18 protein-coding genes are annotated in these 20,957 nt (G+C 66.6%); 6 read left to right on the top strand and 12 right to left on the bottom strand.

Annotated elements, in window-relative coordinates; all coding sequences use genetic code 11:
* The first annotated feature begins 75 nt into the window (after nucleotides 1-75).
* Nucleotides 76-1,338, top strand: a complete 1,263-nt coding sequence (locus tag QI450_RS05355) for an acetyl-CoA C-acyltransferase (protein WP_226773215.1) — start codon at nucleotides 76-78, stop codon at nucleotides 1,336-1,338.
* Nucleotides 1,335-3,497, top strand: coding sequence for a 3-hydroxyacyl-CoA dehydrogenase NAD-binding domain-containing protein (locus QI450_RS05350; RefSeq protein WP_226773216.1), 2,163 nt, complete (start codon nucleotides 1,335-1,337; stop codon nucleotides 3,495-3,497). Before QI450_RS05355 ends, QI450_RS05350 begins: the two co-directional genes overlap by 4 nt.
* 236 nt (nucleotides 3,498-3,733) lie before the next feature.
* Here the strand turns inward: QI450_RS05350 and QI450_RS05345 are convergent, their stop codons facing one another.
* From QI450_RS05345 to QI450_RS05310, 8 genes are all read right to left on the bottom strand, one after another.
* A complete protein-coding gene (locus QI450_RS05345) occupies nucleotides 3,734-4,711 on the bottom strand; it encodes an aldo/keto reductase (RefSeq protein ID WP_226773217.1) in 978 nt (325 codons plus the stop codon).
* Nucleotides 4,712-4,795: 84 nt separating this feature from the next.
* Nucleotides 4,796-5,014, bottom strand: a complete 219-nt coding sequence (locus QI450_RS05340; RefSeq protein ID WP_226773218.1) for a hypothetical protein — start codon at nucleotides 5,012-5,014, stop codon at nucleotides 4,796-4,798.
* 68 nt (nucleotides 5,015-5,082) lie between these two features.
* A complete protein-coding gene (locus QI450_RS05335; RefSeq protein WP_226773219.1) occupies nucleotides 5,083-5,637 on the bottom strand; it encodes a hypothetical protein in 555 nt (184 codons plus the stop codon).
* Entirely contained in the window at nucleotides 5,634-6,179 is a 546-nt protein-coding gene (locus tag QI450_RS05330) for a DUF402 domain-containing protein (protein ID WP_226773220.1), read from the bottom strand. The genes QI450_RS05335 and QI450_RS05330 overlap by 4 nt, the downstream gene beginning before the upstream one ends.
* Complete coding sequence (dxs, locus tag QI450_RS05325; protein WP_226773221.1) at nucleotides 6,176-8,149, bottom strand: 1-deoxy-D-xylulose-5-phosphate synthase; 1,974 nt, start codon at nucleotides 8,147-8,149, stop codon at nucleotides 6,176-6,178. The genes QI450_RS05330 and dxs overlap by 4 nt, the downstream gene beginning before the upstream one ends.
* Before the next feature lie 132 nt (nucleotides 8,150-8,281).
* Nucleotides 8,282-11,107: an aconitate hydratase AcnA gene (gene acnA, locus QI450_RS05320; protein ID WP_226773222.1), complete on the bottom strand. Its 2,826-nt coding sequence runs from the start codon at nucleotides 11,105-11,107 to the stop codon at nucleotides 8,282-8,284.
* A 171-nt stretch (nucleotides 11,108-11,278) separates the two neighbouring features.
* Nucleotides 11,279-12,652 (bottom strand): TRAM domain-containing protein, encoded by a 1,374-nt coding sequence (locus QI450_RS05315; protein ID WP_226773223.1) that lies wholly within the window; start codon nucleotides 12,650-12,652, stop codon nucleotides 11,279-11,281.
* Nucleotides 12,649-14,625, bottom strand: a complete 1,977-nt coding sequence (locus tag QI450_RS05310) for an APC family permease (protein ID WP_226773224.1) — start codon at nucleotides 14,623-14,625, stop codon at nucleotides 12,649-12,651. The genes QI450_RS05315 and QI450_RS05310 overlap by 4 nt, the downstream gene beginning before the upstream one ends.
* A gap of 166 nt (nucleotides 14,626-14,791) precedes the next feature.
* Between QI450_RS05310 and QI450_RS05305 the strand changes: the two genes are divergently transcribed.
* Both QI450_RS05305 and QI450_RS05300 read left to right on the top strand, forming a co-directional pair.
* Nucleotides 14,792-15,463 carry a TrkA family potassium uptake protein gene (locus QI450_RS05305; protein ID WP_226773225.1) on the top strand — a complete coding sequence of 224 codons (672 nt, stop codon included), beginning with the start codon at nucleotides 14,792-14,794 and terminating at the stop codon, nucleotides 15,461-15,463.
* Nucleotides 15,464-16,207, top strand: a complete 744-nt coding sequence (locus QI450_RS05300; RefSeq protein ID WP_226773226.1) for a TrkA family potassium uptake protein — start codon at nucleotides 15,464-15,466, stop codon at nucleotides 16,205-16,207.
* 36 nt (nucleotides 16,208-16,243) lie between these two features.
* Here QI450_RS05300 and QI450_RS05295 read toward each other — a convergent pair whose 3' ends face one another.
* From QI450_RS05295 to dut, 4 genes are all read right to left on the bottom strand, one after another.
* Nucleotides 16,244-16,993, bottom strand: a complete 750-nt coding sequence (locus QI450_RS05295; protein WP_226773227.1) for a DUF3159 domain-containing protein — start codon at nucleotides 16,991-16,993, stop codon at nucleotides 16,244-16,246.
* Nucleotides 16,990-17,400, bottom strand: coding sequence for a hypothetical protein (locus tag QI450_RS05290; RefSeq protein WP_226773228.1), 411 nt, complete (start codon nucleotides 17,398-17,400; stop codon nucleotides 16,990-16,992). The genes QI450_RS05295 and QI450_RS05290 overlap by 4 nt, the downstream gene beginning before the upstream one ends.
* Nucleotides 17,393-18,124 (bottom strand): DUF3710 domain-containing protein, encoded by a 732-nt coding sequence (locus tag QI450_RS05285; RefSeq protein WP_226773229.1) that lies wholly within the window; start codon nucleotides 18,122-18,124, stop codon nucleotides 17,393-17,395. Before QI450_RS05285 ends, QI450_RS05290 begins: the two co-directional genes overlap by 8 nt.
* Before the next feature lie 167 nt (nucleotides 18,125-18,291).
* Entirely contained in the window at nucleotides 18,292-18,780 is a 489-nt protein-coding gene (dut, locus tag QI450_RS05280; RefSeq protein ID WP_226773249.1) for a dUTP diphosphatase, read from the bottom strand.
* A 170-nt stretch (nucleotides 18,781-18,950) separates the two neighbouring features.
* On the opposite strand from dut, the gene QI450_RS05275 reads away from it, so the two are divergent.
* Both QI450_RS05275 and sepH read left to right on the top strand, forming a co-directional pair.
* Nucleotides 18,951-19,436, top strand: coding sequence for a DUF3093 domain-containing protein (locus QI450_RS05275; RefSeq protein WP_226773230.1), 486 nt, complete (start codon nucleotides 18,951-18,953; stop codon nucleotides 19,434-19,436).
* 161 nt (nucleotides 19,437-19,597) lie between these two features.
* Entirely contained in the window at nucleotides 19,598-20,938 is a 1,341-nt protein-coding gene (gene sepH / locus QI450_RS05270) for a septation protein SepH (protein ID WP_226773231.1), read from the top strand.
* Nucleotides 20,939-20,957 lie beyond the last annotated feature (19 nt).

Raw genomic sequence — 20,957 nt, 5'->3', positions numbered from 1 at the left:
CCCGGTTCCCTGCTGTCCTCGGCGTTTGCGCGCGGGGCAGGGGTCCGGCACCCAGGTCTCGATGAGGAGTAACACGTGAGCCACACCCGGAGCACCCCGAATCCGCGCACCATCCGTGAGGTCGTCTTCGTCGACGGCGTCCGCACCCCGTTCGGCCGGGCCGGCGAGAAGGGCATCTACGCCGGAACACGGGCCGATGACCTCGTAGTGAAATGCATCCGCGAGCTGATGCGCCGCAACCCGTCCCTGCCGGCCGAACGAATCGACGAAGTGGCCATCGCCGCGACAACACAGACCGGTGACCAGGGACTGACAATCGGCCGCACCGCGGCCCTGCTGGCCGGACTGCCGCGGACCGTACCCGGCTTTGCGATTGACCGGATGTGCGCCGGCGCCATGACGGCCGTGACCACCACCGCCAGCGGTATCGGCTTCGGTGCCTACGACGTTGTGATCGCCGGCGGCGTGGAACACATGGGCAACCACCCGATGGGGGCCGGTGCGGATCCCAACCCGCGCTTTATGTCCGAGCGGATTGTGGACCCGGCAGCCCTGAACATGGGCAACACGGCAGAGAACCTGCACGACCGCTTTCCCGCCATTACCAAGGCACGCACCGACGCCTACGCCGTCGCTTCCCAGGACAAGCTTGCCGCAGCATACGCGAAAGACCAGATCCAGCCGGACCTGGTCCCCGTGGCCACCATAAAGCCGGGCCGGGGCTGGACCGTCAACACGGTGGATGAGCCGCCGCGCCCGGGCACCTCCGTGGCGGACCTCGCCACGCTCAAAACCCCCTTCCGCGCCCACGGCCGGGTCACGGCAGGCAATGCAGCAGGCCTCAACGACGGCGCCACCGCCGCACTGCTGGCCTCCGCCGAGGCGGCCGAGGAACTTGGCCTGCCGGTGAAGATGCGCCTGGTCAGCTACGCCTTCGCCGGCGTCGAGCCGGAAGTTATGGGCATCGGCCCGGTCCCGGCCACCGAGAAGGCCCTGAAGAACGCCGGACTCGGCATCGAGGACATCGGCCTGTTCGAAATCAACGAGGCCTTCGCCGTCCAGGTGCTCAGCTTCCTGGACCACTTCGGGATCGCCGACGACGATCCCCGCGTCAACCGCTACGGCGGTGCGATCGCCGTCGGGCACCCGCTCGCTTCGTCCGGCGTCCGGCTGATGAACCAGCTGGCCCGCCAGTTTGCCGAGGACCCGGGCGTTCGCTTCGGAATGACCACGATGTGCATTGGCCTGGGCATGGGGGCCACCGTCATCTGGGAAAACCCGCACCACGCCGATTACGGCACCGACTACACCACCACCACGACTGGAGCCGCAGCATGAGCGCCGCCGATTTCCATAAGCTTGCCGAGCTGTTCCCGAACGAGACGGTAACGCACTCCTACGTCCAGGACATCGCGCTGCCGGCTGTCAACGGCAAGAGCCCCGGCACCTTCGCGCTGCTCACGCTCGACAACGGCCTGGACCACTCCAAACCCACTACCTTGGGCCCGAACACGCTGATCGAGCTCGGCACCGCCCTGGAGGGGCTGCGGGACCGTGCCGCGCGTGGCGAGATCGCCGGCGTTGGCGTCACCGGCAAGCCGTACTTCCTGGTCGCCGGCGCCGACTTGTCCACGGTCAAATCGGTCAGCGGCCGCGAGCAGGGCCTCTGGATGGCCCAACTCGGCCACGATGTCTACGCCACGCTGGCAAACCTCGGGGTTCCCAGCTTCGCCTTCATCAACGGACTGGCCCTCGGCGGCGGGCTGGAGATCGCCCTGCAGTCCACCTACCGCACCGTCTCCACCGGCGCCGGTGCGCTGGCACTGCCGGAGGCGTTCATTGGCCTGATCCCGGGTTGGGGCGGCGTCTACATCCTGCCGCGGCTGATCGGCCCGGAGAACGCCGTTAAGGTGATGATCGAGAACCCGCTGAGCAACAACCGCACCCTGACCGGACCGCAGGCCTACAAACTCGGCGTAGCGGACGCCATCTTCGAGCCCGCCGACTTTGTCGAGCAGTCAGTCGCCTGGGCTGCGCGGGTTATCGCGGGTGCCCTCACGCCCGAACGCGCCAATGCCGTCGACCCCGCCGCGCCGGAGGTGGCCGATCGCTGGGCCGGCGCCGTCGCCGCGGGCCGCGCCTTTGTCGAAACCAAGACGTCGAACGCCTCCCCGGCCCCGGCCAAGGTGCTGGACGTGCTGGAAGCAAACCGCACCATGACCCAGGCTGAGTCGGCGGAGCTCGAGTGCCGGACCCTAGCGGACCTTATGCAGACCGACGAGTTCCGTTCCACTGTCTACGCCTTCCTGGATCTGGTGCAGCGCCGAGCCAAGCGCCCCGCCGGCGCCCCGGACCGCAAACTCGCCCGTCCGGTCACAAAAATCGGCGTCGTAGGGGCCGGCCTGATGGCCAGCCAGCTCGCGCTGCTCTTTGCCCGCCAGCTCAAGGTGCCGGTGGTGATGACGGACATTGACCAGGCCCGGGTGGACAAGGGTGTGGGTTACGTGCACGCGGAGGTGGATAAGCTGCTGGCAAAAAAGCGGATCAGCGCGGATGCCGCCAACCGGACCAAGGCCCTGGTCAGCGGCGCGGTTTCGAAGGAAACCTTCGCCGACGCCGACTTCGTCATCGAGGCCGTCTTCGAGGAACTCAACGTCAAGAAACAGGTCTTCAAGGAACTTGAGGCGATCATTTCGCCCGAGTGCATCCTGGCGACCAACACCTCCTCGCTGTCCGTCACCGCCATGGCTGAGGACCTGGAGCATCCGGAGCGGCTCATCGGCTTCCATTTCTTCAACCCGGTGGCAGTGATGCCTTTGCTGGAGATTGTCCGGGCCCCAAAGACCGACGACGCCGTACTGGCTACCGCGTTCGAACTGGCTAAGGGCCTGAAGAAGTCCGCAGTACTTGTCAAGGACGCCCCCGCTTTTGTGGTCAACCGCATCCTGCTGCGCCTGATGGGAGAAGTGACGGCCGCCTTCGACGAGGGTACCCCCGCCGGGGTGGCGGATAATGCGCTGCGCCCGATGGGCCTGCCGATGACACCTTTCGTTCTCGGGGCCATGGTGGGCCTGCCGGTCGCGCAGCACGTCCAGGAGTCCCTGCACGCTGCGTTCCCCGGCCGGTTCACCGTCTCGCAGAACCTGCAGAACCTGATCGATCACGGGGTCCGGTCCATCTGGGACCCGGCCTCGGTGACGGCCGGTACGCCGACCATTCCGGCCGAGACCCAGGCCCTGATGTCCTTTGGGGATTCGCCGTCCACCGCCGGGGAGGTGCTGCGCCGCACTCAGGACGCCCTCGCCGAGGAAATCGGACTGATGCTGGACGAGGGTGTCGTCGCCGGTCCGGAGGACATCGACCTTTGTATGATCCTCGGTGCCGGCTGGCCGATGTTCCTTGGCGGCATCACCCCGTACCTGGACCGGGTCGGCGCCTCGGAGCGTGTCACCGGCCGGAAGTTCCTGGCGCCGGGTGTGGCGTCCGAGCCGGCCTAACGCCCGGAGCGGCCGGACGGTCGAAGTGACCTAACACCCCGCATGCCGGCGGCACTCCCGGCGGCGGGCATCAGAGTTCCTGAAGCCCGCCGCCGCTGCGCGTTAAGGTCGCTGGGCGTTCAGGTCGCTGGGCGATCAGATAAGGTGCGCAGTGGCCGCTGCCTAGCCGGCGTCGTGAGTAACCCGCAACGCCGTGCGGGCACGCGCAGCGGTTTCCCGGGCGACAGCGAGGCCATCTAGAAAAGCGCGACTTTCGGCGTTCGCGGGAAGAGGTCGTTGAGTTCGTCACGTTCCGCGGCGGTGGGGATCCAGGCCACGGCGGCGGCGTTTTGCCGGACCTGCTCCGGCCGGGTGGCTCCGGCGATAACACTGCTCACCGAGCGCTGGGCCGCAAGCCAGGAGAACGCCACCTGGATCTCGTTCAGGCCCCGCTCGGCTGCGAAGGCGCCCAGGGCCGCCAACTGTTCCCAGTCGGCGTCGTGGACCAGGTTCGTGCGGGTGTGGCTGAGGCGCGAACCCTCAGGTGCGGTGTCCCTGGCGTATTTGCCGGTCAGCAGGCCGTTGGCCAGCGGGAAGTACGGCAGCACGCCCAAGCCGTAGGCGTCCGCGGCCGGAGTGACCTCAAGCTCAGCGCGGCGGTCAAGCAGGTTGTAGTGGTTCTGGCTGGAGATAAACCGGGCTCCACCGCGGGCACGGGCCACGAATTCGGCTTCGGCGATCTGCCAGCCGGCACGGTTGGAGTGGCCGATGTAGCGGACCTTGCCGCTGCTGACGAGCTCATCGAGGGCATCGAGGGTCTCCTCGATCGGGGTCAGCGGGTCGGGTGTGTGGAACTGGTAAAGGTCGATCCAGTCCGTCCCGAGCCGGCGGAGCGAGGCCTCCGCAGCCTTAATGATGTACCGGCGGGAGCCACGGGCACCAAAGTCATTGCCGTTGGCACCGCCCATGTCCATCCCGAACTTCGTGGCGACCACTGCCTCGTCGCGGCGGCCGTTCAGGGCCTTGCCCAGCATGGTTTCGCTCAGTCCCGGTTCCCGGCCGTAGGTGTCCGCGACGTCGAAGAAGGTTATGCCGGAGTCCAGCGCCGCATGCACCACGGCGTCGGTCCCGTCCTGCGACTCGGTCGCCGTATTGGCCCGGCCAAGGTTATTGCAGCCAAGTCCAACGACGGAGACGGTCAGTCCGGAATTTCCCACGCGGCGGTATTCAGTCATGTACTTCAGCCTATAACGGCCCGGGCCCGTCCGCGGGCCGCTGCGGCGGCCGGCGTCCGGTGTGCTGCCCGGGGCCGCGGAGGGTTATCCGGCGGTCAGCTCCAGCCCTTGATCGTCGAGGGCATCCTGGAGCTGGGCCAGGGTCCGCGGACAGATGCCGTGCATTCGGGCAAGTCCCCGCCCGCCGCGTGCCGCCACCTGTTCGAGTGACTCGACTCCGGCGTGTGCGAGGGCCCGGCGGGCCGGAGCCGAGATCCCCCGCGGCAGCGGGGTACGGCCCGGTTCAACGGATTTCGCCGCCATCTGGAATTCCTTTCCGTCGGGGTCCCCAAAAAATGGTCTGCAAGCTGCCCGTGGAGCGGCCCGCGGAACTAGAGGCTAAAGCTGTTCGCCGGCTTGGCTGAGTACTTGAGTCGAAAGCTGGACCCGTCGGTAGCGGCGCCGATGCTCAACTTGGTGAAGTCGAGGTCCTCGCCCCGAATGCAGACCTTGATGGCATTAACCGCCTTGTTGACGTCCGGGGTCAGGATAAAGATGTTGAGCTTGGAATCGGAAAATTCCGAGCGGTCCACTATTCCGAGGCCCCGCCACGCGAGGTGGCTGATCAGTGCGTCCTTGGCCTTTTCCTCGAGGTAACGGTCGCGATCCGTGCCACCCTTGGTCTTCAGTGCATACTGGGCCACGACCCAGAACTGCCCGTCCTCGGGGATTTCGGCAAAACCGTCTTCGGCGCACTGCACGGCGAAGGCATCCATCAGTCGCTCGGCAGCGCCGGCGTCGGCGACGTCGGTCTCATCGGTTTTGCTCTGGTGCCCGACGACGCCGTGGTTCATCACAAATTGGCTGTAGTCCTCGTCAAACCAGGCCTCCCTGAATTCGAGGACACCCTCATCGTTGCGCTTGTAAACCCGGATAATTCCGCTCATGCCCGTCCTTTCCTGAACCATTCGCGGTCTGTGCCGTCGAAGGGTGGCTGTTCTGCCTTGACGGCCTGGTAAAGCTGATCCGATGCGGCGCTGATCCGGGCCGCCACGTCCTCGGGGTAGTCCATCTCCACTCGGTGCTCGGCAAACTCGTCCTCATCGTCCACGTAGACTCCGCGCTCCGCGGTACGGATGACGTCCAGGTCCATGTCGATCAGGTGGAACTCGGTGACGCCGGGGCGGATGGTTCGCCAGCCGTGGTCCGTCGCGAGATCCACGTACACCCTGACGCCGGCGGGATGGCCCGCTGCGTAGAAGGTGGCGACGTACTCGCCGCTTCGCGGAACCAGCAGCACGGCGTCCGATTCGGTGTAGAACGCGGCGCCCGGACGCGAACAGAACTCGTTGGTTCCCTGGAAGATCCACCAACCGTGGACGTCCTCGCCGAGGTAGGTACCGGGCACCACCCAGTGGGCCTTGCCGTTCCATTTGCGGTTCCGGGAGACTACCAGGTCTCCCGGAACCAGGTCCTTGGGGGTCCTCACAGAATCGGCAGGCTGCCGGTGCTGGGGTGTTCCTGGCCGGGGAGGGGACGCGCGAACGGTACCTTGGTCCCCAGGACCTGAGCCACGACGTCATGGGTGATCTGCTGGGCGGTCAAGCCGACCCGTTCGAGCACCTGGCTGCGGGTTCCATGGTCCAGGAATTCCACCGGCAGGCCCACTTCGTTCAGGGCGGTGTCCACTCCGGCGGCGCGCATTTCCTGCCTGATCCGGGACCCGACCCCGCCGGCGCGGACCCCGTCCTCGATGCAGATGACGAGCCGGTGGTGGGAGGCGAGGGCGACGATGGATTTCCGGACCGGCAGGACCCAGCGGGGGTCCACCACTGTGGAGCTGATGCCTTGCGCCCCGAGGCGGTTGGAGACGTCCAGGGCGAGTTCGGACATGGCCCCGACGCTGACGATCAGGACGTCGTTCTCGCTGGAGCCGACCGGGCGCCGTGCCAGCACGTCCACGCCGTCGCTGAGCCGCTCGACCGCCTCAACTTCGGCCCCGACAGTGCCCTTGGAGTAACGGATCACACTGGGGGCGTCTTCGATGGCGACGGCCTCGCGCAGCTCCTCACGCAACCGGTTGGCGTCCCGGGGCGCGGCGAGGTGCAGGCCTGGCACGATTTGGACCATGGCCATGTCCCACATGCCGTGGTGGCTGGCGCCGTCGGGCCCGGTAACGCCGGCCCGGTCCAGGACGATTGTGACACCGGCTTTGTGCAGGGCGACGTCCATCAGGAGCTGGTCGAAGGCGCGGTTCAGGAAGGTCGCGTAGACAGCGACGACCGGGTGCAGTCCCCCGAACGCCATGCCGGCGGCGGAGGTGAGAGCGTGCTGTTCGGCGATGCCGACGTCGAACACCCGCTCCGGGTGCCGGGCAGCAAACTTGTGCAGGCCGACCGGGATCAGCATGGCGCCGGTGATGCCGACGATGTCCTTTCGCTCATCGGCGATCTCGGCGATCTCGTCGGCGAAGACGGCGGTCCAGGATTTCGCTCCGCCGGCCTCGGTTGGCGCTCCCGTCTCCGGGTCAATAATCCCGACGGCGTGGAACTGGTCCGCTTCGTGTGCGCGGGCGGGCGCGTAGCCGTGACCCTTTTCGGTCATGGCATGCACAATCACCGGCCCGGCGTAATTCTTCGCGGTGGACAGTGCGTGCTCCATGGCCTGGAGGTTGTGGCCGTCGACCGGACCGATGTATTTCATCCCGAGGTCCTCAAACATACCCTGCGGGGCCCACCAGTCCTTAACGCCCTTCTTCATGGCGTGCAGGCTGCGGTAGGTGAACTGGCCCGCGGGTCCGCCGTTCTGCAGCTTGCGCCGCCACCAGTCCAAGGTGCCTTCGTAGGCAGGGGCGGCGCGGAAGGAATCGATGGTGGGGCGCAGCGAGGCGAGGTAGTCAGCGAATCCGCCCACGGTCGGGGCGTAGGAGCGGCCGTTGTCGTTTACGACGATCACCACCCGGCGCTTTTTGTCGGCCGCGATGTTGTTGAGGGCTTCCCAGGCCATTCCGCCGGTCAGCGCGCCGTCACCCACCACGGCGATAACGTAGCGGTCCCCGTCGCCGGTGAGCTGCCGGGCCCGGGAGATCCCGTCCGCCCAGGACAGCGAGGACGATGCGTGCGAGCTTTCGACGATGTCGTGCTCTGATTCGGCGCGGTCCGGGTAGCCCGACAGACCGCCTTGCTGGCGCAGGGTGCTGAAATCCTGGCGTCCGGTGAGGAGCTTGTGCACGTACGACTGGTGGCCGGTGTCAAAGACGATGCTGTCCCGGGGAGAATCGAAGACCCGGTGCACAGCGATGGTGAGCTCCACCACACCAAGGTTCGGGCCCAGGTGGCCGCCGGTCTGGGAGACGTTGGCGATCAGGAAGTCCCGGACCTCGGCTGTCAGCCGGTCCAGCTGCGCCTCGGACAACTTACTCAGGTCCTGCGGGTTGCGGACGGTCTCCAAGATTCCCAACGGCCCCTCCTTCGGGTGGTAGACATGCCTTTTAACTCTAACGCCTCAGGCATGGCGCCGGTGCCGGGCCACGAAAGCCCCGGTCCGTCGGGAACGGGCCGGGGCTTTCGGGTTGATACTTCCGGACTGCGGCTAGTTCGCGGAGATCTGCCGCAGCACGTACTGCAGGATGCCGCCGTTGCGGTAGTAATCGGCCTCGCCCGGGGTATCGATGCGCAGGACCGCATCGAAGCTCGTGACGGTACCGTCCTCGGCCGTGGCAGTGACCTTCAGCGTCTTGGGTGTGGTGCCCTCGTTAAGGGCTGTGACGCCCTCAACGGCGAAGGTTTCCATGCCGGTCAACCCGAGGCTGGCCGCGTTCTGGCCGGCCGGGTACTGCAGGGGCAGGACGCCCATGCCGATCAGGTTGGAGCGGTGGATGCGCTCGTAGCTTTCGGCAACTACAGCCTTGACGCCCAGCAGCGCAGTTCCCTTGGCTGCCCAGTCACGCGACGAGCCGGAGCCATACTCCTTGCCGGCGAGGACCACCAGCGGGATGCCGGCCGCCTCGTAGTTCTGCGCGGCGTCGTAGACGTAGGCCTGCGGGCCGTCGGCCTGGGTGAAGTCACGGGTGAAGCCACCTTCGACGCCGTCCAGGATCTGGTTCTTGATCCGGATATTCGCGAACGTACCGCGGATCATCACCTCATGGTTGCCACGGCGTGAGCCGTAGGAGTTGAAGTCCTTGCGCTCCACACCGTTGGCCAGCAGGTACTGACCGGCAGGGGTGTCCGACTTGAAGGAACCCGCCGGTGAGATGTGGTCGGTGGTGACGGAATCGCCAAGCTTCAGCAGCACCCGGGCGCCGGTGATGTCCTTGACGGGCTCCGGCTCCGCCTTCATGCCGTCGAAGTACGGGGGCTTGCGGACGTAGGTGGACTTAGGGTCCCAGGCGAATGTGTCGCCGGCCGGCGTGGAGAGAGCTTTCCAGCGGTCGTCGCCGTCGAAGACGCCCTCGTAGCCGCGGGCGAACATTTCCTTGTCGATCGAGGAATCGATTACCTGCTGGACCTCAACCGGGTTCGGCCAGATGTCCTTCAGGAAAACGTCGTTGCCGGCCTCATCCTGGCCCAGCGGGTCAGCATCAAAATCGAAGTCCATGGTGCCGGCGAGGGCGTAGGCGATGACCAGCGGCGGGGACGCCAGGTAGTTCATCTTCACGTCCGGGTTGATCCGGCCCTCGAAGTTGCGGTTACCGGACAGCACAGCTGCAACGGAAAGATCGTTGGCCGCGATGGCCTCGGAGATTTCGGCGTCGAGCGGGCCGGAGTTTCCGATGCAGGTCGCGCAGCCGTAACCGACGATGTAGAAGCCGAGCTTCTCCAGGTAGGGGGTCAGGCCCGACTTGTTGTAGTAGTCGGTGACAACCTTGGAACCGGGAGCCACGGAGGTCTTGACCCACGGCTTCGAGGTCAGGCCCTTGTCGACGGCGTTGCGGGCCAAAAGCGCGGCGGCCAGCATCACGGACGGGTTGGACGTGTTGGTGCAGGAAGTGATCGAGGCGATCGACACTGCGCCGTGGTCCAGCTCGAACTCGCGGCCGTCAGCGGTCTTGACACTGACTTTCTTTGACGGCCGGCCGTTGGACTTCGGCCCGTGCGCGTGCGGGGCCTCGTCTGTCAGGTGCGTCTTGGTGGCGGTGAAGGACGGGGTATCGGACGCCGGGAAGCTCTCGTCAATGGCCTCATCGACGCTGCCGCCGACGAGGTCTTCCTTCACATAGTTGCGCAGGTCCTGGCGGAACTGGGCCTTGGACTCGGTGAGGATGATGCGGTCCTGGGGGCGCTTCGGGCCGGAAATCGACGGAACAACCGTCGACAGGTCCAGTTCGAGGTACTCGGAGAACTTGATCTCACGTGACGGATCGTGCCAGAGGCCCTGTTCCTTAGCGTAGGACTCCACCAAGGCGACGTTCTCGTCCGAGCGGCCGGTGAGGCGCAGGTAGTCCAAGGTAACGTCGTCGATCGGGAACATGGCGGCCGTGGAGCCGAACTCCGGGCTCATGTTGCCGATGGTGGCGCGGTTGGCCAGCGGCACGGCCGCAACGCCTTCGCCGTAGAACTCGACAAACTTGCCGACCACTCCGTGCTTGCGCAGCTGCTCGGTGATGGTCAGGACGACGTCGGTGGCGGTCGCGCCGGCCGGGATGGACCCGGTCAGCTTGAAGCCCACAACGCGCGGGATCAGCATGGAGACGGGCTGGCCAAGCATGGCTGCCTCGGCTTCGATGCCGCCAACGCCCCAGCCCAGCACACCCATGCCATTGACCATGGTGGTGTGCGAGTCGGTGCCGACGCAGGTGTCCGGGTAGGCCCGGACGACTGAGCCGGACTCGGTGTCGACCTCGCGGGTCATGACCGTGCGGGCCAGGTATTCGATGTTGACCTGGTGCACAATGCCGGTCCCCGGCGGGACAACCTTGAAGTCATCAAATGCGGTCTGGCCCCACCGCAGGAACTGGTACCGCTCGCCGTTGCGCTGGTACTCGATCTCCATGTTGCGCTCCAGTGCGCCGGAGTTGCCGAAGGCGTCGATCTGCACGGAGTGGTCAATCACCATCTCGGCGGGAGCCAACGGGTTGACCCGCTTGGGGTCCCCGCCAAGTTCCTTGACGGCCTCACGCATGGTGGCAAGGTCCACTACGCAGGGCACGCCAGTGAAGTCCTGCATGATCACGCGCGCCGGCGTGAACTGGATTTCAGTGTCGGGCTCGGCGCTGGGGTCCCAGCCGGCCAAAGCGCGGACGTGGTCGGCCGTAATGTTCGCGCCGTCCTCGGTCCTCAACAGGTTTTCAAGCAATACCTTGAGGCTGAACGGAAGGTTTTCTGCACCTTCGACGGAGTTCAACCGGAAAATTTCGTATTCGGTACCGGCAACATTAAGTTTGCCTTTTGAACCGAAGCTGTCCACAATGCTCATCACAGGACTCCTCTCGCAACAGTTTCATCTTTGTCGCGCCGCAGACCCCTTGCTAGTTAGGTGGCCCTAACTAATGCTTGGCCTTGCTCGCACAAGGATCGGTACAGGGTGCAGGAGGTCAGCCGTGGGTACGGAGCGCGACGTCGGACTACTTCGCCCATCCTAGTGGCCTCAGCCCCGCGGAGTCAGTAGCGCCACAGTCTCCATGTGGTGGGTATGCGGGTACAGGTCAAAGGCCCGCAGCCCTGCCAGCTCCCAGCCGGATTGCTGGAAGTAGCCGACATCGCGGGCAAAGGACGCCGGATCGCAGGACACGTAGGCAACGGCGCGGGGGCCGGCTCCGATCAGCTGGTTTACCACGGCCTTGCCGGCACCGGCCCGGGGCGGGTCCAGCAGGATCGCGTCGAAATTGCGCGCCTTTTCACGCAGGACGCGTTCCACCCGGCCCTGGACGATCTCAACCTGCGGTGCATCATGGAGGTTCTTGCGTGCGTCCCGGCTGGTCCCGGGAGCCCCTTCGACTGAGAGCACCGAACCCGTGGCGCCGACGGCGTCCGCGAGCGGGGCGGTGAACAGGCCCACCCCGGCGTAGAGATCCGCAACAACGGCCCCCGGTTCCAGGAACCCGCCGTTGTGCAGGAATCCGGTCACGGCCCCCACGAGGGCGGCGGGGGCCTCGCGGTGGATCTGCCAGAAGCCGTCGCCGGTCACACGGTAGTCGTGCCCCGCCGCGGTCTCCTGCACATAGGTGCGGCCGCGCAGCCGCAGTACCTCGCCTTTGACCGGATCAAAGCTCGCCACCGAAACATCGTCGGGCAGCTGGGCCAGGACCGCGCTGAGCCGCTTGGCCCGGGTGCCCGCGGCCGGGACCAGGAGCACCAGCGGCCGGGAGCCGTTCGCCGGTGCGGCGACCTCAATGCGTTCAATGCCCTGCAGGTCGATGTCCCAGAGCCGGAGGTTGTTGATGGCGTCAACGGCCAGCGGCATCTCCCGGACCGGAAGGACGGTATCGGAGCGGTGCGCGTGCATTCCAAGTTTGCCGGCCGGGGTCACGGCGAAACCGGCGCGGGTGCGCCAGCCCAGGCCGGCCGGCGCCGTCGTTCCCTCCTCCCCCACGGCTTCGACCAAGGAGCCTGCGGCGGTGTCCGTCCCTGCCAGCGGCAGTTCGACGCCGGCCAGGCGGTGCAGCTGCTCGGCCAGCACCTCGGCCTTGAGGCTGCGCTGGCGTGTCAGTGCGATGTGGCCGAGTTCTGCGCCTCCGACGGGCGGGTGACGGTGCGACCAGGAACGCGCGGAATCGGCCAGGTCCCAGAAGTGCGCCACCCGGTCCGGGGATGCGTCAAGGACTTCCACGACGTCGCCGCGCCAGAACTTGGCGTCCGCGCCGGACTCGGTGAGACGGACCTTGACTCTCTCGCCGGGAATGCCGTGCCGGACAAAGACCACCCGGCCCTCATGCCGGGCGACGCAGTGCCCGCCGTGGGCGACCGGCCCGACGTCGACGATGAGATCGGTGCGGTTTGGGGCCTGGGTGTCGGAGTTCATTGGATGTCCTGCAGTCTCTTGGCTTCTTCGGAGGATTTCAGCTGCCACGGCACACTGGCCACCATCACGCCGGGCTCGAAATGCAACCGGGTTTTGATGCGAAGTGCGGTCTGGTTGTGCACCAGTTGCTCCCACCACTTACCCACGACGTACTCGGGGATGTAGACCACAATCAGGTCGCGGGGCGAATCGCGCCGCATGTTCTTGATGTACTCCATGATGGGGGTGACCGTTTCACGGAACGGACTGGCCAGCACGGTCAACGGTACCGGGATTTCCAGTTTCTCCCAGTCCGCGACCGTCTGTTCGGTCTCTTCGCTGCTGATGTCCACGGTGATGGCGTCCAGCCGGGAGGGCCGTGACGCGCGTGCATAGGCGAGGGCGCGAAGGACCGGCTTGCGCACGTGGGAGACGAGGAGGACTGCGTGCACCCGGGTGGGCAGGGCCCGCGGCGAGGAATCCTCATCGACTGCGAGTTCCTTGGCCACGTTGTCATAGTGCGACCGGATGCTCCACATGATGAGGAACAGCGCGAACATTGCCAGCAGCGCGATCCACGCGCCCTGCTGGAACTTGGTGATCAGCACAATCACCAGGACCAGCGCGGTCATGCCGAAGCCGATCGTGTTGATGGTGCGCGACTTGAGCATACGCAGCTTGACGGCGGGGTCCTTCGCGAGCTTCAGTTCCCGGCCCCAGTGCCGGATCATGCCGAGCTGGCTGATCGTGAAGGAGATGAAAACACCCACAATGTAGAGCTGGATGAGCTTGGTGACGTCGGCGTTGAAGGCGATGATCAGCACCAACGCGCCGGCTGCCAGCGCCAGGACGCCATTGCTGAAGGCGAGCCGGTCCCCGCGGGTGCGCAGCTGCCGAGGCAGGTAACCGTCCTGGGCCAGGATCGAGCCAAGCACCGGGAAGCCGTTGAACGCCGTGTTGGAGGCGAAGACGAGGATCACGCCGGTGGCGGCGACCACAATGAAGAAGGGGATGGAGCCGGCTCCAAAAATGGTCTGCGCAATCTGGCTGATCGCCGGACTCTGGATATAGCCCTCCGCCAGCGGCTTGCCATCGAGCAGGAACTCGGTGGCAGGGTCCAGCACAATGTGCACCTTCGTGGCGTTGGCCAGGTAGATGATCCCGGCCAGCATGGACGCCGCGATCACGCCGAGCAGCAGCAGGGTGGTGGCCGCATTCTTGGACTTGGGCTTCTGGAAATTCGGCACACCGTTGCTGATGGCTTCAATCCCGGTCAGCGCCGCTGCGCCGGAAGAGAAGGCCCGGAGCAGCAGGAAGGCGCCGGCGAGGCCGACCATTCCCTCGTCGAAGCCCGCCGCAGGCACGATCGTGAAGGCTGCCGAGGGCGCTTCGCCCAGTTGGCCGGTGGCCGCCTGGAAGATGCCGATGGCCGTCATACCCAGGATGGAGGCCATAAAGATGTAGGTGGGGACGGCGAAGACGCTGCCGGCTTCCTTGATGCCTCGCAGGTTAACGAGGGCCAGGATCACGACGCCGATCACCGCGATGGCGGCCTGCTGGCCGTGCAGTGCGGGCACCGCGGAGGTCAGGTACGTCGCGGCCGAGGACATCGACACCGCAACGGTCAGCACGTAGTCGACCAGCAGCGCGGAGGCGACGGTGAGCCCGGCATATTTGCCCAGGTTCTCGTTTGCGATCTCGTAGTCGCCGCCGCCGGAGGGGTAGGCATGGACGTTTTGCCGGTAGGAGGCGACAACAGTCAGCAGCACCACCATGACGGCCAGCCCCACCCAGGGCGAGAACGCCACGGCGCTGACGCCGGCCAAGGCCAGGGTCAGGAGGATTTCGTCGGGCGCGTAGGCCACTGAGGACAGCGCGTCGGAGGCGAAGATGGGAAGCGCGATCCGCTTCGGCAGCAGGGTGTGGGCCAGGCTGTCGTTCCGGAAGGGCTTGCCTACCAGCACCCGCTTCACGGCATTGAATATTGTCGGCACTCCACAAAGCTAGTCGCATTCGGACCCGATGTCATGACGGCGACCGGGCGCCGCGCGGCGGCGGCTCCAGGTCGCCGGGGCGCGGCAGCGGCGGGGCTGGCTCCAGGTGGCGCCGTGGCCGGTAGAGTTTTCCGCAGTAGCAGTCACAAAGCTTGAGGAGGCACGGTTGGCGCACTTCGTGATTATGGGTTGCGGCCGCGTGGGGGCAACCCTCGCGCACACGCTCGAGGATGCGGGCCACTCCGTGGCCATCATCGACCAGGACGACCGCGCCTTCCGTCGGCTCCGAACGGGCTTCACCGGCCGCAAGGTCACCGGCGTCGGCTTTGACCGCGAGACCCTCAAGCAGGCCGGCGTTGCGGAGGCCTATGCCTTCGCGGCTGTCTCCAGCGGCGACAATTCAAATATCCTGGCCACCCGTGTGGCACGCGAAACCTTCCACGTCCCGCACGTGGTCGCCAGGATTTACGACCCGGGCCGGGCTGAGATCTACCAGCGGCTCGGCATCCCCACGGTCGCCGCAGTGCGCTGGAGCGCGGACCAGGTGCTCCGGCGGATCCTGCCCGAACAGCACCTGGCCGGCGACTATCGCGACCCCTCGGGCCGCCTTGTGCTCGCCGAAGTGGACCTGAACACCGCGTGGATCGGCCACCCGGTCACCTCGATCGAGAAGGCCGCCGGGATCCGCGTCGCGTACCTGACACGGTTCGGTGAGGGGATGCTGCCCGCGGCCGGAACCCTGTACCAGGATGGCGACACCGTGCACGCCATGCTGGGCGTGGACCGCAGCAGCGAAGTCGGCCATGTTCTTGCCCAGCCCCCCGCCAAGGAGTCCTAAGTGAAAGTCGTTATTGTCGGGGCGGGAAGCGTCGGTTCCTCGATCGCGCGCGAACTGCTGGCCCACAAACACGAGATCCTGCTGATCGACCTCAAGCCCGAGGTAATCGGGCGAAGCGGACTGCGGGGCGCCCACTGGCTGGTTGGCGATGCCTGCGAACTGAGCACCCTCCAGGACGCGAAACTGGAAGACGCCGACGTCGTGGTCTCAGCTACCGGTGACGACAAGGTCAACCTGGTGGTCTCGCTGCTGGCGAAGACCGAGTTCGGCGTCGGACGCACGGTAGGCCGGGTCAACAACCCCAAGAATGACTGGATGTTCGACGATTCCTGGGGCGTCGACGTTGCGGTGAACACCCCGCAGCTGATGACTGCCCTGGTCGAGGAGGCCGTGGAGATCGGCGACCTCGTCCGGCTGCTGACCCTGCAGACCGGGGTGTCATCGCTGGTCGAGTTCACGGTCCCGCACGATTCACACGTCGTCGGACTGACCGTGGGCGGCATCGAATGGCCCGAGGATTCGACCCTTGTGGCAATCCTGCGGGATCAGGCACCAATCACGCCGAGCCGGGATGACGTGATTGACGGCGGGGACGAGCTGTTTTTCGTCACGACAATCGCAGCAGAGGACGAGCTGCGTGCCCTGCTCTCGCCGGAGTCCCAGGGCGAGCTGCCGGCGGAACCGCAGGGCGAAGACTCGCACGCCCACGAAGTCTTCGACGGCTTCGACGGCTTCGACGGCTAACCGGCTGTTGCCGGCAACCCCCGGTTGCCGGCCGGTTCAGTTGGGGGTTGCGGCTGGGGCGGGCCGGGTCAGCAGCCAGGCAACCCAGATGCCCAGGATGTACAGCGGTGCTCCCATCAGCAACCGCGTTGTGGCGAGGGCCGCGAAGCCCGCCTCGCCCATAAAGTACAGCGGAAGCTGGACCAGCAGGCGAAGGGCCAGGACCCCGATGATCACCCAGGTGCCGATCCGGTAGGCCCTGACCCGGGCTGGCTGCTTCCGCCAGTCCAGTCCTTCGTTCCGGATGAAGCCGAAGAGCAGCCCCGCAAACGGCCAGCGAACGGCGATCGAGATCGCCATCACCACGATGTAGGCGGCGTTGGTGAAGAATCCGGGGACGTAGAAGTCCTCGGCCTTGCCCGTGGTGTTGGCCAGCCACGCGGACAGCCCGACGCCGGCAATTCCCGCCAGCGCCTGCGTCAGCGGCTTGCGCTGGATGAGTCGGGCGACGGTAAACGCCGCCGCCACGGCCAGCGCGGAGACCAGCGCCAGGGGCAGCTCGCGCGCGATGGTGAAAGCGACCAGGAAGACCAGGCCGGGGAGGATGCTCTCGGCAATGCCCTGAATGCCGCCCGCGCTCTTGAGCACGTCGATGTTGCCGTTGCCGGACCGGTGCAGACCGGCCTTGGCGGCGTAACCTTCGGCGAGCTGCGCCGCCGTTGGCTGAACTGCTGTTGGCTGAACTGCTGTTGGCAGCGGCTCAGCGGGTTCCCGCCCTGCCGCGCCGGGATTTTCGGGAACCGTCATTGCTCCTCCTGCGGGGAGAGTATTTCGTAGCGGGGATTGAACATGGTCGGCAGTCCGTCCCGGACTGTGACCATGCCCTGCAGGCGCAGTTCGGTGCCGGCATCGACACCGGGTATACGGCGGCGGCCCAGCCAGACCACCCGGAGCCGGTCCTTGGGAACGGCGGACCGCTGGCGCCATAGGCCGGAGGCCGGCGTGGCGGCTGCGGCGCCGGATGCCACGGGGACGGAGCGTTTTTTGACCGGCGGCACGTTGTGGTCGACGACGATCGCGGTAAAGGCAGCGACCTGGCTCGCCGGTGCGTAGGTGACCGATTCGATGAAGCCATGGCATAGCACGCGGCCGCGGTCCGGCAGTTCCCGGACGGAGACCGACGCAGCCGGGTCCTGGCGGGCAGCATCAGCCAATCTGGGTGGTCTCCGGTCCGCGTTCGGGGCGCTCGATGTCCGGGGCGGACTGTGGAGCGGGCACGGCGTTCTCCTTGGGCAAGTGCAGCTGCAGGAGGTCACGCGGGGGCATCGGGCTCTCGCCGCGCACCACCACGAGCTGCCGGAACAGTTCCTCGAGTCCGGCGGCCGCGTCGCGGTCTACAGCAGCCTCCCCGCCGAACACGCCGCGGAGGAACCAGCGCGGGCCGTCGACGCCGATAAAGCGGGCCACCCGGTAGCCGTGGCTGCCGTCGGCACCACCAGCGGGAAGCTTGGCGAGGAGTTCGGCGCCGAAGCCGCCCTGGACCTCCTCGACCTGGCCACCCTGGCTGCCGACGGACTGACCGATCTGCTCACGGATTTCCTCCCACAGGCCTTCGGAACGCGGAGCGGCGAACGCCTGGAGCTGAAGGCTTGAGCCGTTCAGGTCCATGGTGACGGCGACAACGCGCTGCGTGGCCTCTTCGACCTCAAGCCGGAGTTGCAGGCCTTCCGCCGGTGCAATCAGGAGGGCGCCGAGGTCCACGTAGCCGTCCTGGTCCTCGATCTCCGAGACGTCGAAGGGACCCGTGCCGCCGCGAAGCGGTGCGGCGGCTGCAGTCCCGGTCGAGTCATCGGCGGACGCTTCAGCAACTGCCCTCGGGGACTCCCCGGGTTCCGTCGCCTGTTCCTGCTTGGCTTTCTTGCCACGCCCAAAAACCATGGGGTCGTCTCCTTAATTGTGATCCTGTGCCGCCGCGCCACACTGCGCGTGCGGGGCTCCGGCTTTTATAGGCTGGCTGATGCAGCAAAAAAAGCCGGCTGGTACGTCCTGCAAACGGGTCCTGCTGACCAGTTCGCGGCATCCGTTCGGGCCCGGCAGGCCTTTGCTTAGACCGGCGCGCCAAAACCTCCGGTAGACCCGAAGCCTGCGCCGCCGCGGACCGAGCCACTAAGTTCCTGGACCGGCAGGAAGCGGGCGTACTCCACTCGTTGAATTACCATTTGTGCAATTCTATCGCCGCGCGAGAGTTCGATCGCCTGGTGCCGGTCGGTATTGAGCAGCGTCACCGCGATTTCTCCGCGGTAGCCGGCGTCGACGGTTCCTGGGGCGTTAACTACTGTCAGCCCGTGTTTGGTCGCCAGCCCGGACCGCGGGTGGATCAAGGCAACAAAGCCGTCGGGGAGGGCAATGGCAACCCCGGTAGGGACCAGTTTGCGCTCCCCCGGTTCCAGCACTACGTCCTCGCGGGTCCGCAGATCCGCACCGGCGTCGCCGGGGTGCGCATACGACGGCGGTTCCAATCCGTCGTCGAGCATCTTCAGCTGGACCGTAAGGGTGGTGGTTCCGTATTCGGGCGCAGGCTGCGTTTCCGGCAAATCTTCGGGCGTTGCGTCGGTGGCGTCCACGGCAGTCGTTTCTTCAGTCACAGTTCCTCACTCTAACGCCAGCGGCGACGATCGGCCACGCGGCGTCCGGCCGGCCGGGATACAGGACCTGCTGCCGCCGCCAAGGTGAAATAGCCCGGGAAAAGTGGAAAGCTGGCCTTATGCCCGAATCCAGCGCAGCCACGCCTGCCCCCATAAGCACCCCCAGCGACGCCACAGTTGTGTACAACGAGAAACTCTGGCCGAACGCTTGGATCTGGCTGGTGGCCGCGGGACTGTCGGGCGCCGGGATTCTGGTATTCGCCCCGATCAGCATGTTCGCAGGGATCACCGCTGCGGTGGTCCTCTTTACCATCATCTCGGTGTTGCTGGTCCTGTCGACCCCTTCCATTACGGTCACGGCCGCCACCTTGCGCGTCGGCCGGGCCACGATCGAGCGCGGCTTTGTTGGCAGCGCATCCGCGTTCCAGGGCAAGGAAGCGACGGCAGAACGCGGCACCCGCCTAAACGGCCTGGCGTTCCTGTGCATCCGTGGATGGATCGATCCAGTGGTCCGGGTCGAGATCACCGACCCCTCCGACCGGACCCCGTACTGGCTGGCCTCCACGCGGCACCCGGACCAACTCCTCGCCGCCCTGGCCTCCTAGCCCGCACAGTCCCGGCATTAAGGGAGCGAACGGGGCCGGCTGCGGACCGAAAAGCCCTGGAAAGTAGCGGAAAATTGCGGCGCGCCCTCCGTCCTCACCGGAATTCGCCCGCATCGATGGCAGAGTTTCGATTGTTAGTAATGCCAGGGTGGAGGATTTGTATGCAGGATCTACGGCTTGTAGGCGTCCACGACGACGGGGAGCATCTCCTGTTGAGCGGCACCGGCGGCGAGATGTTCCAGCTGCCGATCGATGAGGCGCTTCGTGTGGCGGCCAGCAGGACCGCGGCTAAGGCCGCCTCCGGCGCTGCGCCCATTGCCATGTCTCCGCGCGATATCCAGGCGCGGATCCGCAGCGGCTCGACGGCGGCCGAGGTGGCTGAGCTCTCCGGCATTCCGCTCGCGAAAGTGCAGCGCTACGAGGGCCCGGTCCTGGCCGAGCGCGAGCACGTGGCTGCGCAGGCCCAAAAGGTGGAAGTCGCTGCCCCGGCCCCAGGCCATGACGTGTACCGCTCCGTGTTTGGCGACCAGCCGGCACTGCTTGGCGACATGGTGGCCCACCGGCTTAGCGCGCACGGCATCGATGCCTCCACTGTGGAGTGGGACTCATGGCGGCGCCCCGACGGCAGCTGGAACGTGGTGGCCCGGTTTGAGGCGAAGGCCGGCGGACCCGCTGGCATCGGCGAGGAACCCCCTGCCATGTGGACCTTCAGCCCGGCCCGGAAGTCCCTGCAGAACGCGAACCGCTGGGCGCAGCAGCTCAGTGAACTTGAGCCCCTCGACGGTCCGGTCCCGGCCCGTCGGCTCGCTGCCGTCTCCGACCGGCCCTTCGATTTTGAAACCGACGCCGATGCCGCCGCGCGGACCGCCACCGCACAGCTCCAGGTCGTCCAGCAGCTCCAATTGCAGCAGGAGCAAGAGTCCGACGGACTGCTTGACATGCTGCGCTCCCGCCGCGGCCAGCGCCTCGGTGTGGACGAGGACGCCGACGACGCCCTGGCCACGCTGCTGACGAACGGGGTCCCCGCCGCCCACCCGCGGCCCTCCGAAGTCCCTGCCGAGGTCTCCGCCGAACCGGAACCCGCCGGGACCGGGGGCAACACTCCGGAACCGGAAGACACCGAACAGCCGGTTCCTGCCGCGAATCCCTGGGAACGACGCCGCGACGGCCGGCCCTCGATCATGTCCAGGCTCACCTTGGCGCCCCGGCACCAGGACGCACCGGATGACGCCCTGCGGCTGCACGACGGCGTCAGCACCGAAACGCGCGAGATCACGATCGCGGCGTCACAGCTGCGTCCGGTCGGCAAGCAGGGGCCCGTTTCCAGCCCGGGGCTCGATGAGCTCCTCGGCGGCGGAACGTCCCGGCGCCAGCAACGGGAACCCGCAGCGGCGGCCCGCGATGACCGCGACGCCGAGCAACCGGAGCGCCAGCCGGCAAAGCCAAAACGCTCCAGCATCCCGAGCTGGGATGACATCGTCTTCGGTGCCCGCGGGGACTAGGCCTTCTCCGGAAGATCCG

Origin of the sequence: Arthrobacter sp. EM1 (assembly GCF_029964055.1) — a bacterium.
Lineage (GTDB): Bacteria > Actinomycetota > Actinomycetes > Actinomycetales > Micrococcaceae > Arthrobacter.
This window is presented reverse-complemented; position numbering and strand designations above follow the sequence as displayed.